Origin of the sequence: Nibrella saemangeumensis (assembly GCF_039541915.1) — a bacterium.
Taxonomy (GTDB): domain Bacteria; phylum Bacteroidota; class Bacteroidia; order Cytophagales; family Spirosomataceae; genus Nibrella; species Nibrella saemangeumensis.
This window is the reverse complement of record NZ_BAABHD010000005.1, coordinates 121,179-132,660: the sequence shown is the minus strand read 5'-3', so window position 1 is coordinate 132,660 and position 11,482 is coordinate 121,179. Positions and strand designations below refer to the sequence as shown.

Sequence of the window (11,482 nt, the reverse complement as noted above, 5' to 3'; positions counted from 1 at the left end):
GAAGATGCAACGACTGCTAATTGGCTTACTGATACTGACCGGCCTGTTGATGGGCCGGTCAGTATTGGCTCAACGTTCAGATACGTATCAGCAGCAGGTCGATACGGCCACGTTTCAGATGCTGCGGGCCACGCTGGAATTTCTGGCGAGCGATACCAAAACCTTCGGCTCTGTAAGCCGGCCCAAATGCGACGATTGCACCACCGATGGGGATCTGCAATCGTTTATTACGGAAAATAAACTACAGCGCGCGGACCAGCTGGTGCGGGACGGGCGGCAGAAAAGTCAGGATTTGCAAAGAAGAAGTCCGCTGACCAGCCCGGACGATGTCAATCGGGTTTTATCGGGCCTGCAGACGTTCCTGATGGATAAGGTAACCTCCGGCATTGGGCGCCGGCACCGGCTTCAGTTACCGACCTACAGTGCCTACCGGACAGAACTGGACCAGATCGTTGCGGAGGCCGTTACGGTTCCGATCCCCGAAAATGCCCTGGCGCAGAATCTTGACCCGGAGCCTGAGACCGATACCAGTTCAGTGCCCCTTTCCCCACAAAACGAACCTGTTACAAACGAAACAAAAGGTATGATTGATTACGGTTTTTGGGCCTTCTGGCTATCGATCCTGAATCTGGCCGGTTTGTTGTATGCTTTAGGCCGCAGAAAGCCGGCCGCAGCGCCGGTCGAAACCCGGCAGGCCGTTGGGAGTGAACAAATCAATGAAGTAAGTCATCGGGTGAAAGTTGTGGAAAATGAGCGGGTGAAGCTGGAGAATAGGCTTAGAAAGGTGGAAGAGGAGCGCAGCCAGTTGCAGACCCGGCTACAGTCCATGGAAACGGTGGCCCAACGTACGGAGCAGAATGTGAATACGATCCGGGATACGCTCTCCTCTTTAGGGTCCGGAATCGTATCGGCCAGATCTGGCGAATCGGCAGCCCGCCCGGTACAACCGGCTGATGCACGGCCACCCGTTCAGCAACGGCCACCGGCACCGCCCCAGCAGCCAGGGCCAGCGTCACCGCAACCGTCGACCCAGGCACCGCCGGCCCCTCAATCGCTCCGGCAGGGGCAGTCTCCCCAACCGGCTCAGCCTGCTAACCGGATGAAGCCGAAAGTAACTACCTTTTTCGCACGTACCGCCGATTTGGGGGATGGATTCAGCGTCAATGGCCTGGTAAATGCGCCGGATCGGGATACGGTTTTTGAAATTCAACTAATCAACGACGGACAGGCTACCTACCGTGTGACCGATAACGCTGATGCGCAGCGAATGGCCTTATCTGATCCGTACTCGTTCCTGAACGAGACCTGTACGTATATGACCCAGCCGCAACCCGGCAGCCGTATTCGAACTGATCAGCCGGGGAAGCTGGCGCTCCAGGGGGAAAAGTGGACGATCACGGATAAGGCACAGATCAGTTTCATATAGAGGTTTCTAAGTTTTTTAGTTTCTTTGATCCCTTTACCGGTAAAGCCGGGTCCATAAAAGAGCCCCTACGGGAGAGCGGTAGGCCATCATGACGCTGGAGGAACTAAAAGAACGGATAAAAGACGAAATTGTACTGCACGAAGGTAACGTAGCGGAATGGGAGTGGCGACAGCGGGGGCTCACCGACGAGGCCCAGCAACTGGGCCTTTCGCCGGCCGATTTTTCCCGGCTGGTTAACCAGGTCAGTTATGCCGTAGCTCCGGATTTTGGTCGTATTAGTGAGCTGAAAGCCAAAATTCTGGAGACGGCGCAGAAGCAGCAAAAGCAGCTTTACCAGAGCGACATCCGTTTGTTTGTGGAGGAAGCCGACCGGGCGCGGCTCTCCCGCACGTTCGTGACTGACAAGTGGATACCCGCTATCCTGGAAACCATACCCGACCCGCAGCCAGAACCTCCTGTTACGGCTCCCGTGCCGCCCCCGGCTACTCAACCACTCAACCCACCAACTCCGCATCCAGCTCCCGAATCAACCGATCAGCCCCACCCGCTGGCGGAGGAGTCGCCCGGCGTGGAGTCGCCCGGCGAGCCGGAACCGCGGCTTTCGCTCACGCGCATGTTTGCCCCGGAGCCAATACCCGCCCCTGTACCCGTACCCGATAAACCGGCCGAACCGGATCTGCGGCCGCAGGTGCGGGAGGAGATCAAGCGCTACCTCGACCGGTACGACAAGCAGATTCCCGCCGGAGCCATTCAGACCCTGTTCTCGCTGCTCGATTATGACGAGCAACTGGTCGCGGCCGAAGTACGCGCCTACCTCACCGATCATTTTTATGCCTCAGTGAACACCCCACAGGGACCGAACCTCCGGGCTAAGCTGGCCTCTACCGACTGGAAGCACCTCAGTCACTGGGAGCAACCCCAGGCTCCACCGGTAAAGTCACCCACCTTACCCACTCCGCCCAAACCGGTTGCCCCACCGAAGCAGGAGAAGTCAGATACGTTTATTATTCTGCTGGCGGCTGTGGTGGTGCTGGTGCTGATTGCCCTGACGGTATGGGTTGTTAAATCCGAGAAGAAGGAAGAACCCCCCGTGAAGTCGACCCGGCCCCGGCGCAGCGCGTCGATTACACCGAATAGCGAGTCTGCTTCTTCTTTGGCATCCCGCCAGGCCGCTGAGCAGTACGACGACATCGCCACCGACGACCAGACCAATTCGGACGAGCTGGCCCCGGCTGATTCACCAGTCGAACTGGAGGGTCAGGTGCCGGCGAATGCCTCCTATGACGAGGTGGTGGAAGGGGCCAGCGACTCGGGCCTGCGGGCAGCTCGCAAAGGCAAAAAGTGGGGGTTTATCGATGCCAATGGGCAGTGGGTGATCACGCCCAGATACGAATCAGTCGGCGATTTTCACACCGACCGTGCGCTGGTGATCCTGAACGGCAAACCCATGCTGATTGACGCCAACGGAAATCGCATTGAAGAATAAGTCTTTCTTTACCCTACGGATGTTTATTTGTTGCGCAGATCTGGTAAAAAGCTGGTGAATTTTTGTAAATTTAATCTGGCTGTGATTACCACGAAATTCCTTCCTAAACACTTGCAGGGATGCGCTGGTCTGCTAAAACCAAAGAAGAACTGGCCGCCGAAATCCGTCGGCTGAGTAAAGAACTGGATATTTTGAATTCCCTCGAAAACTTTCCCCGCACCCAGCACGTGCCGCTGTTCGACGTGCGCAAGACTGTCGACCAGCTAAACCTGATCGGCCTGACCATCGAGAAGGACGGGATCGTATCGTACGTAAATCCCTATACCTTCCGCGTTACGGCCTGGCAACCCGACGAGGTAATTGGCAAAAACTTCTTTGCCGTATTTATTCCCACCGACGAGCGGGAGCAGGTACAGCAGGACTTTACCGAAGCACTGGAGCGGGGTGGTTTTCTGGAACATAAAGAGATTGATTTACTGGCCCGGAGCGGTGCTTTGCGCAATGTTCACCTCAACTCGCTGATCGTGAACAACGTATCTGGTGTGATTACGTCTTTTACCATCATTGGCGAGGACATCACGAACAAGAAGCGGGTAGCGTCGGCGCTGTCGTACTCCAATGCGCAGTTGCAGGACTTGGTCGACAATACCAGTGACCTGATCCAGCTGCTCACCCTCGACGGCAAGTTCATCTTTGTCAACCGGGCCTGGCGCGAGGTACTGGGTTACAGCTCCGACCAGATTGCTGCCCTGCACCTGACCGACGTCCTGCATCCCGACTATGCTGATACCACCCTGGAGCGGCTGAAGCGGATTCAGGAAGGGGAGAAGATGCCTTATTTTGAGACGGTCTTCCGGAGCCGCAGCGGCAAAACCATTTTCCTGTCGGGTAGCGTCAATTGCCGGTACGACCAGGGACGCCCTACGGCCTTCCGCTGTATTCTGCACGATATTACCAGTAAGATCCGGGCCGAAAAAGCGCAGAAACTGTACTACAGCATTGCCAACTGGACCATCAATACCCGGAACCTGGACGATCTGTACCAGAAGATCCACGAAGAACTGGGCAACATCATCGACGCCCGCAACTTCTTTATCGCCCTGTACGATCAGGGGAAGAATTACGTGCATTTTCCATACTACGTCGATGAATATTTCCGGGGGAATCTTCGCTTTACCAAGCGGAGATTAGGGAGTGGGCTTACCGAGTACACGATCCGGGCCAACAAGCCGCTGTTCCTGTACGAAAAAGACATCCGGCACCTTTCTGAGCAGCACCAGATCGATTTGTACGGCCAGCACCAGCCAAAGGTGATGCTGACGGCTCCGCTGCGGATTGGGGACGAGATTACGGGGATCATCGGCGTAAAATCCTACGACGATGACCGCACCTACGGCCCCCGCGATCTGGAGTTGCTGGAATTTATTTCGGGGCAGGTAGCCCTGGCCATTGCCCGTAAGCAGTACGAAGCCGCGCTGAACAAGCAGACGGCGAGGCTGAATGCCATCTTCAACAGCAGCACGTACCTGATCTGGTCGGTGAATAAATCGCTTCAGCTTACCTCGTTCAACAGGAATTATACCCGGATGATTGAAAACCATCTGGGCGAAACGCCGGCGCTGAGCATCAGTACCGAAAAGTTGGGCTGGCGCATGATCGGCGAAGAAAACCGCCGGATGCTGGAAGAGAAATACCGGATGGCTTTCCGGGGAATACCCCAGAACTTTGAAATGTTCTTTGAATCGAAACGGGGCGATACCTGGCTGGAGTTTCACCTGAACCCCATTCTGCTGTCGGGTGGTCTTATTGAAGAAGTATCCGGTATTGCGCGGGATATTACCAACCGGAAACGGGCTGAACTCAGCCTGCGGCAGAGTGAAGAGAAGTTCCGGGGTATCTTTGAAAACCTTCAGGATATCTACGTCCGCGTCGACCGCAAAGGCCGTATCACCATGGTCAGCCCGTCGATATTCAAGCGCTCCGGCTACACGCCCGACGAGGTGCTGGGGCAGGACGTGACGCAGTATTTTGTGGATAAGAGCGTGATCCGCCGGGCCATGTTCAAGCTGGTTCGTAACCGCAGTTTGCGCAACTTTGAAGCGACCCTCCGGCGGAAAGACGGCACCGAGAAGCAGTTCATGTTTAACATGCTGCTGCTGAAAGACGAGCAGGGTAACTACTCGGTTGTGGCCGCGCTGGCCCGCGACATCACCGAACTGAAGCGGCAGGCACAGGAACTGGTGAAGGCTAAGGAAGAAGCCGAGCGGTCGCTGAAAGTGAAGGAGCGGTTCCTGGCCAACATGAGCCACGAGATCCGCACGCCGATGAACGGCGTCATTGGCATGATCGACCTGCTCACGGATACGACCCTCAACGATGAGCAGCGGGATTATGTCCGCACCATTAAGCGCTCGTCGGAGACGCTGCTCAACATTCTGAATGACATTCTGGATCTGTCGAAGATCGAGGCCGGTAAAATGGTGCTGCACGAAGCCCCGCTGGCGTTCCGGGAGGTATTTGATAAACTGATTGCCTTGTTCTCGCAGCAGGCTAACGCGAAAAACAACGAACTCACCTACCACCTGAGCGATGACCTGCCTACCTACATTATTGCCGATCAGACGCGGCTGTTACAGATCCTGTCGAACATGACTTCTAACGCCATTAAGTTCACCGAAAACGGTATGGTGCATGTGGAAGCGTCGGTGATCAGCAAGCGGGGTAAGTTCAACCGGGTGCGGGTCGAGGTGCGGGATACGGGTATTGGTATATCATCAGACAATATTGGTCTGCTGTTCAATTCGTTCAGCCAGGTAGATACCTCCTCGAAGAAGTCGTTTGGTGGTACCGGTCTGGGTCTGGCGATCTCCAAAGAACTGGCACACCTGATGAAAGGCGATGTAGGGGTTCACTCCGAGGTAGGGCAGGGGAGTACCTTCTGGTTTACCATTGAAGTGAAAGAAACGGCCATTGCCCCCACCAGTGCCAGTGCCGAAGCGGCTGAAGTAACGCTGATTGGCTTCTTCAAAAACGAGCATCCGAACGTGTTACTGGTCGATGACAATGCCGTGAACCGAAAAGTGGCGAGCGAAATTCTCCGGAAAGCCGGTTGTGTGGTGACCACGGCCGCCAGTGGCTTTGAGGCCATCGAGCAGTTTGAGCAGTCGCTGGCGGGGCCGGTCCGGTTCGACCTGATCTTTATGGACATTCAGATGCCCGACATGGATGGGGTGGAAACGACCCGGCAGTTGCGCGAAAGGTTCACTGGCCAGTTGCCGACTATTGTGGCTATGACGGCATATTCCATGCGCGAAGATCGGGAACGGTTCCTGAGCCAGGGCCTCGACGATTACATTGCCAAGCCCATCCGCGCTCAAAGCCTTATCACTAAAGTCAGGGAAATCTACGATGCCGGTAAGTCGCGGCAGGAGTCGGCACAGTTGCAGCAGAAGCAGCAGGCGATTGCCCAGGCGCTGACGGTGCCGGTAATTGACCAGGAAATTGTGGGTCAACTGCGGGACCTGGGTGGTCAGGAACTGGTTGATTCCATCTTTGAGGAGTTCGTCAACGAAGCAACCGAGCTGGTACAGGGCTCGCTGGACGCGTTTGCCCTGGGTGACATTCCGACGGTGAAAAGCCACCTGCACACGCTGAAGGGCAGCGCCGGAACCATTGGGGTTCCCCGGCTGGCTCACATTGCCCGCGATGCCGAAGGTAAGCTAAAAACAAATGATACCAGCACGCTGGGCGATAACCTCAAGCAGCTAAGCGAAGCCTTTCAGGAGTTTCTGGTGGAATATAAAGGGTTGATTGGTTGATTGGTTCAATGGTTAATTGGTTAGTTAGTTCACGGGTATCAAAACCCAATTAACCATTGAACCAATCAACTACTCCCGTACAGGAAATTGCTCAAGTTGCCCTTTTAAATCCTGAATGGCGCCTTTAAGCTCCTGTGGGTCAGGGCTGACCTTCAGCCAGAATGGGCGTTTGTGATCCTCATACCAGGCTGGAGTAGCCTCGCCGGCTAGTTTAATGCAAAATTCGTATTTATCCTTCCGGGCCGATTCGTTGCTAATACTCAGGCTGGGCTCCACAAACGTGACTTTGGGGGCCAGTTCCCGGTTGGAAACTACGGACTGCATCCAGCCAAGCAGCATTTCAATCTCCCAGGTTGATAAAAGAGAAGCGGTACAGGTATGCTCCCGGCCCTGGTAATGCGTACGCAGGTTGACAAGAAGCCAGTTTCGGTCCAGGAAGGAAGGTGCATCCGTATACTCGTAATCCAGTATCTGCAATTCGAACTCACCTTCTGGTCCGGTTAATTTCATAAAATCAGCTAATAAGAAGATGGAAGAGAATAGTAACCGGCGTGCGAAGTAAACAGACGAACGGTGGGGTGTTCGTAAAAACCGCTTGCGGACAAAAGCACTCCGAAAAGCGGTGACCGGAGTGCATCAACCCGGGTTAGGGTGGATTGGGAAGATAAATGTACAAAACATTTCAGAAAATGGTGTTACCGGGATGTGAATTTTATAAAATTTAATGTGAGCCTTGTCCACTCCCTGAATGAATGTGGGTACATATATTTTGAAAAGCCTGTGCACCGGTGTGGGCGGGGCTTTTTTGCGTTTAGATAATTATCGTTAATTTCACCAGCCAAAACCATCCTTGTTACCTACGACCAATAGCCATATGTCCTCTTCCAAACGAGTCCTGATTGCTGAAGATAGTTCGGTTATTCAAAACCTGGCCCGCAAAATCCTTGAGTTTCAGAATTATGATATAACCGCCGTGAAGAATGGCGAACAGGTGTTGCAGATCCTGGAGAAAGAGGATTTCTCTATTCTGCTGCTGGACATCAACATGCCGATTATGGATGGAATGGAGTGTGTCCGTCGGGTTCGGGCGCTGCCGCAACCCCAAAAAGCGGCTGTACCCATTGTGGCCATTACCGGTAACGCGAAAAATTACACCGAAGAAGAGTTTAAAGCTGCCGGCTTCAACGATGTGCTCGTGAAACCCCTGAACTTCGACCGCCTGGTTGAGGTTGTCAATCAGTTAACGGATAATTAATGGAGTGATTGAGTGATTTGGCGATTGAGTGAAGACGATTGATCGCTCATTCACTCAATCGCTGAATCACTCAATATGCAGATAACCCTCCTCGGTACGGGTACGTCGTCGGGTGTGCCTATGATTGGCTGCACGTGTGCGGTTTGCCGGTCGGTCGATTTTCGCGACAAACGATTGCGTTCGTCGGTACACCTGGCCGTGGATGGGCGGAGTATCGTGATTGACACCGGCCCGGATTTCCGGCAGCAGATGCTTCGGTTGAGTCTGGAGCGGCTGGATGCGGTGGTGTTCACGCACGAGCACAAAGACCATACGGCTGGCCTGGATGAGGTCAGGGCGTTTAATTTCCGGCAGCAGGAAGAAATTCCCATCTACGCCCGTGGGCGGGTGCTGAACCAGCTCCGGAACGAGTTTGCCTACGTCTTTGCCGATAAAAAGTACCCCGGTGTGCCGAGCATTCGCACGCACGAGATCAACAATGAACCCTTTGAAATAGCCGGAGTCCGGATCATCCCGATAGAGGTGATGCACCACCGCCTGCCGGTGTTTGGCTTTCGGGTACACAATTTCACTTACCTCACCGACCTCAACTACATCTCCGACGCAGAACTCGAAAAAGTATACGGTACGCAGGTACTGGTACTGGATGCCCTGCAGCGCAACGATCATATCTCCCATTTTACGCTGGAGCAGGCGGTGGCCCTGGTAGAACGCATCCGGCCGGAGCTGACATTCTTCACCCATATCAGCCACAAAATGGGTCTGCACCACGAAGTGGAAAAAGAATTACCCCACAATATCCGGCTGGGGTACGATGGTTTGCAGCTAAGCCTGTAAGGCGTAAACTAATCACCTGCACAGGTCGTTATCCGCGTAGAAACCAGTGAAACCTATGCCGACGATCATTAAACCCACCCGCACGTTTACGGACGAACTTCTCCGGCACTACCGCCTGCAGGGTGACGCACCGGCCGATGCGGCAATTACCGCCGTAGTCGATCAGCACGGCAAGGACGAGCTAAGAAACCTCATGCGCTGGCTGGCCGATCCCCAGGATCTTTCGCTGGACAGGCAGCCCGAACCGGTGCAGCAGTTCATACGCGAGTTCGCGTACCTGCCGGCCTGGGCTGATAAGCGGAAAATGAAGCAGGGACTCGCTTTCTTCTGGAAGCATGCCGGCGCCGTTGCCTTATCGCTCGGCTGTTACTCGCTGCCGTACTGCTACCTGGCGGCCAACGGGGCGCAGGTGCTCTGGATGACGGAGCGGATCAAAAACGACACGTACCGGCGTTTGCAGGAAACTGGCGAATTTGTGTTTGGGGTGATGAATGAGAAGGAGTGGACCAACGGTGCCATCTTTACCCGTATTCTGAAAATCCGGCTGATCCATGCAGCCTCGCGCTGGTTTGTGCTTAACAGCGGCCGCTGGAATATGGACTGGGGTTACCCGGTGAATCAGGAGGATATGGCCGGCACCAACGGCGCATTCTCGTACATCGTGATTCGGGGTTTGCGCAAAGCCAATATTACCACCAGCGAGGCTGAAGAAGAAGCGTATCTGCATCTCCTGAACGTGGTAGGGTATATCAACGGCGTAGCCGACGAACTGCTGCCGCAGAACCTGCGCGAAGCGTTTCACCTGGACCGGATTATTGCCCAGCGGCAGTTTGAGGCATCGGAAGCCGGTCAGGGCTTAACCAAAGCGCTGCTGCGGGCCCTGGAGCAGCAGGCCGGTTCGCCAAGTGCCTACAATCTGGCAGCCGCCCAGATGCGCTTTTTCCTGGGCGACGCCCTTGCCGATATGCTGGCCATACCCGATGTGCCGGTGGAGACGCGGCTGGTAACGCTCACCACCAAACTCCCTGTTTTCACCGATCTGCTGTCCCGCAGCACCTCCGCGACCATTGCGAAACCTTAGCGCCCGTTGCGTGTGTTACCCCAGTATGAGCATTTTACAACTTGATCCGATTGCCGCCTTAGCTACTGCGCCGGGTATCGGGGCCATTGCCGTTCTGCGTGTTTCGGGCGAAGGCGCTATTGAGCTGGTCAATCGGTTATTCAAAGGCAAAGACCTCAGCCAGCAGGCTTCCCATACCGTCCATTTTGGCACACTGCGCGACGAAAACGACAGTATAATTGATGAAGTGCTGGTGACGGTTTTCCGCAGCCCCAATTCGTTTACCAAAGAAGACGTGGTGGAAATCTCCTGCCACGGCTCCGATTATATTATCCGGCAGATTCTGCAGCGGCTCACCCGCGAGGGCGTACGGCTGGCCCGGCCGGGCGAGTTTACCCAGCGGGCGTTTCTAAACGGCCAGTTTGATCTGGTGCAGGCCGAAGCCGTAGCCGACCTGATTGCCGCCGACTCCGAAGCCAGTCACCGGGCTGCCCTGACCCAACTGCGGGGTGGTTTTTCCAAGCAACTGAAGGCCCTCCGCCAGCAACTCATCGACTTTGTGGCGCTGGTGGAGCTGGAACTGGATTTTGGCGAAGAGGACGTGGAGTTTGCCAAGCGCGAGCAACTGCGGTCGCTGATAATGGACATCCGCCGGGTGCTGCGTCCGCTGATCGACTCGTTCTCGGCTGGCAACGCCATCAAGAACGGCGTGCCGACGGTCATTGTGGGTAAGCCGAATGCCGGCAAATCGACCCTGCTGAACGCCCTGCTGAACGAGGAAAAAGCCATTGTCTCGGAAATACCCGGTACCACCCGCGATGTGATCGAAGATGAACTGTTCATCGACGGCATCCGATTCCGGCTCATCGACACCGCCGGGCTGCGGCACACCACCGACACCATTGAGGCCATTGGCGTAGAGCGCACGCAGCAGAAAATGCGCGATGCCGCCCTGATTATCTACCTCTTCGACGGCGCCAACATTACGCCAGACGAGTTAGAGGCCGCGTTAGCCGACATTCACGACAGTGATAAGCCCTATATCCTCGTTGGCAACAAAGCCGACGTTACCTCCGCTGACCAGCGGCAGCAATTGGAAGCGGCTGCGGACGAAGCCATCACCTGGATTTCGGCCCGCGACGAGCGCATCGACGAGTTGAAAGCCAGCCTATCTGCCCGCGTCCGCACCGATGCCGCTGTACAAACCGGCAGCGCCGTAGTCACCAACACCCGCCATTACGAGCACCTGACCGGCACCGACCAGGCCCTTTCCCGCGCCATCGGCGGCCTCGACGCCGGCGTCACCGCCGACTGGCTCGCCATGGACCTCCGCCAGGCCCTCCGCCACCTCGGCGAACTGACCGGAGAAGTCACAACGGACGATTTGCTGGATTCGATTTTTAGTAGGTTCTGTATCGGAAAGTAACCCTGCTTGATTGGGGAGCATATTTTAACAGGCAGGCTTTTTGAAACGTATGTGGCACGTACTGGCATTTACTGACACAAACTCACACCTATTGGATATTAACTGATGGGAAGGTGATGCCGCCAACTTTCCTACGTCACCCTATATTGTTATGATATTCTTTGGATAGAAAAG

The 11,482-nt window shown here is 55.2% G+C and carries 8 protein-coding genes; 7 read left to right on the top strand and 1 reads right to left on the bottom strand.

The features are described from left to right. Window positions 1-4: 4 nt before the first annotated feature. The 3 genes from ABD949_RS02435 (at window position 5) to ABD949_RS02425 (ending at window position 6,730) form a co-directional block, all read left to right on the top strand. Entirely contained in the window at window positions 5-1,426 is a 1,422-nt protein-coding gene (locus tag ABD949_RS02435) for a hypothetical protein (RefSeq protein WP_345240204.1), read from the top strand. A gap of 88 nt (window positions 1,427-1,514) precedes the next feature. Next, entirely contained in the window at window positions 1,515-2,912 is a 1,398-nt protein-coding gene (locus ABD949_RS02430; RefSeq protein ID WP_345240203.1) for a WG repeat-containing protein, read from the top strand. 119 nt (window positions 2,913-3,031) lie between these two features. Continuing rightward, on the top strand, window positions 3,032-6,730 hold the full coding sequence (locus ABD949_RS02425; RefSeq protein WP_345240201.1) for a PAS domain S-box protein: 3,699 nt from the start codon (window positions 3,032-3,034) through the stop codon (window positions 6,728-6,730). Between the two features lie 69 nt (window positions 6,731-6,799). Here the strand turns inward: ABD949_RS02425 and ABD949_RS02420 are convergent, their stop codons facing one another. Next, a complete protein-coding gene (locus ABD949_RS02420) occupies window positions 6,800-7,240 on the bottom strand; it encodes a WapI family immunity protein (RefSeq protein ID WP_345240199.1) in 441 nt (146 codons plus the stop codon). Window positions 7,241-7,604: 364 nt separating this feature from the next. Here ABD949_RS02420 and ABD949_RS02415 point away from each other — a divergent pair, with 364 nt between their 5' ends. The 4 genes from ABD949_RS02415 (at window position 7,605) to mnmE (ending at window position 11,308) form a co-directional block, all read left to right on the top strand. Continuing rightward, a complete protein-coding gene (locus ABD949_RS02415) occupies window positions 7,605-7,985 on the top strand; it encodes a response regulator (protein WP_345240198.1) in 381 nt (126 codons plus the stop codon). A gap of 75 nt (window positions 7,986-8,060) precedes the next feature. Further along, window positions 8,061-8,822, top strand: a complete 762-nt coding sequence (locus ABD949_RS02410; protein ID WP_345240197.1) for an MBL fold metallo-hydrolase — start codon at window positions 8,061-8,063, stop codon at window positions 8,820-8,822. Between the two features lie 55 nt (window positions 8,823-8,877). After that, entirely contained in the window at window positions 8,878-9,903 is a 1,026-nt protein-coding gene (locus ABD949_RS02405) for an oxygenase MpaB family protein (RefSeq protein WP_345240196.1), read from the top strand. A 25-nt stretch (window positions 9,904-9,928) separates the two neighbouring features. Next, on the top strand, window positions 9,929-11,308 hold the full coding sequence (gene mnmE, locus ABD949_RS02400) for a tRNA uridine-5-carboxymethylaminomethyl(34) synthesis GTPase MnmE (protein ID WP_345240194.1): 1,380 nt from the start codon (window positions 9,929-9,931) through the stop codon (window positions 11,306-11,308). Window positions 11,309-11,482 lie beyond the last annotated feature (174 nt).